Annotated in this window: 2 protein-coding genes; one reads left to right on the top strand and one right to left on the bottom strand. The window is 39.7% G+C overall.

Annotation, left to right across the window (positions count from 1 at the left end):
• Positions 1–394 precede the first annotated feature (394 nt).
• On the top strand, positions 395–586 hold the full coding sequence (locus VIL26_08310) for a hypothetical protein (protein HEY8390930.1): 192 nt from the start codon (positions 395–397) through the stop codon (positions 584–586).
• Between the two features lie 200 nt (positions 587–786).
• Here the strand turns inward: VIL26_08310 and VIL26_08305 are convergent, their stop codons facing one another.
• Entirely contained in the window at positions 787–1,413 is a 627-nt protein-coding gene (locus VIL26_08305; protein ID HEY8390929.1) for a hypothetical protein, read from the bottom strand.
• Positions 1,414–1,744: the final 331 nt, after the last annotated feature.

Genomic DNA, 1,744 nt, shown 5'->3' with positions numbered 1-1,744 from the left:
CAAGCCAGCCCTAACATAGAGTACTCAACACCTTTACTACATCCAGCAGCAGTTTCTCATTAAAACCCTGTCTTACCTCAATTACAACAGGACCTACTTTTACGGTTAAAAAGTCGCATCCAGATGTGTCTTCTTGGCCACATCAACCAATGTGTGGGCAAGATGCACATCAACGGACCCATTAGGTGTAATTTCAGAAGTTACAGTGAAGCATGCTCTTCCATATTCTGCTGATGAACTAATAGATCATAGTCCAGGAGATATATATTCTGCCGGTAGCGTAGGAGTATCCGTAGATGTAGGTGGCGTAAGTTTTGGTTATTCGTACGAACTTTCTGGCAACCCAAGAATTTATTGCAACGAGAATTATACTAGCGATGTAGTAGAATGGCAAATGCTACCAAGACTTGTCAGTCCAGTTTACCTTGACAATAAAGTTTTTAAGTCGGCAACGTCTTGGGCGTCTACAGCAACTTATGCTGGTACTGATATAACGTTCAATAGTACTACGAACTATGGTGCACCAAATCTTCAGTATCCCGTAGTCGGCACTCCCAAAACAGTCCAAGTAAGGTATGATTACTAATCAGCGACAGCAGGCGTTTCTGAATTTTCAGAATCGAGTATCCTAGAGATTGTGCGAAAGATTTTGTGGACGATTTGCTGAAAATTGTTTCTCATGTATAGTGATTAGGATGGGCTTTGCAGTACGCTGGGAAAACAAACAGCGTACTGCTTTTTATATTTTTTGCCGTTTATGATCACATTATACTGCAAGTACCAGATTCAAACAATAGATAATGGGTAGGCTCCCCGGCGGTTATTTAATACCTGCCATATTTGCTCAATTGCTTTTTCTATATTTTGGTTGACTATATAGCAAACTTTCACTTTGTTTTTCCTGACAAAATTAATAACTTTATAATACATACCGTGATTGAGGAAAGCGGTGTTAAAGACTATAAGCTCGACGGTGCCCAGATTATCCGGATCAAAGTTCAACATATCGGCGGCGACAACATTGATGTTAGGCAATCTATCTTTGATTTGTTTTTGCCATCCAGGATACCCGCCTACAATAAGGATGGCAGGGGAGTTTATAGTCCGACACATTTCTTCTACAGAAGGAGATCTATCATCATCGGGTTTCGGTTCCTGCTGCAGCGAAAAGGCCAGTTCTCTTAAAGCGGTAAGTTCGTTTTTGTCTGCTTCCAGCTCGGCTTTAAGCTGCTCATTCTCTTTTTCTAATTTTCTTATTTTTTTAGCAAACTCGCCTTTTGCCCTGGAATATTCCGCATCCAGTTTTTGCTTTAGCTCATCAATAAGTTTTTTTTGCTCTGCAATAAGCTGCTGCAGCTTTGCGTTTTCCTGCTTTAATTCATTCTTTTCCTTTTCAAGCGATTCAAGCTCCAAAAAGAGAGTTTCCCGGTTGTTTTTGAAATAATGTTCTTTAACCTTTTTGTAAGCCTTAATAAGATATTTAAGATAGAACGCGGCCACAAGATATTTACTGGCCTCGGAAACATTAAGGTTTCTATGGGCCACAAAATAAGATGCCAGGATTTCGTCTATATCTTTTTCTTTGAATTTTATATTATCAAAATGTCAATAGCGGATTTAAATTGACCCATTTTTAACAGATAAAATTTGACCCACCCTGGCTTTTTTTTAAAAACTAGACGCTATTACGCGGGCTAGCATATAGCCCGGTTTTTAGCCTGTCCTTTAGGCGGTAGCTGTTGCC

The organism is Clostridia bacterium, assembly GCA_036562685.1.
GTDB lineage: Bacteria > Bacillota > Clostridia > Christensenellales > DUVY01 > DUVY01.
The sequence above is the reverse complement of the archived record's forward strand: the minus strand, read 5'-3'. Positions and strand labels throughout refer to the sequence as shown.

Bases quoted from the DNA above. Each gene is read 5' to 3' on its own strand.
- VIL26_08310 (HEY8390930.1), top strand. From the start codon at position 395: ATGCTACCAAGACTTGTCAGTCCAGTTTACCTTGACAATAAAGTTTTT.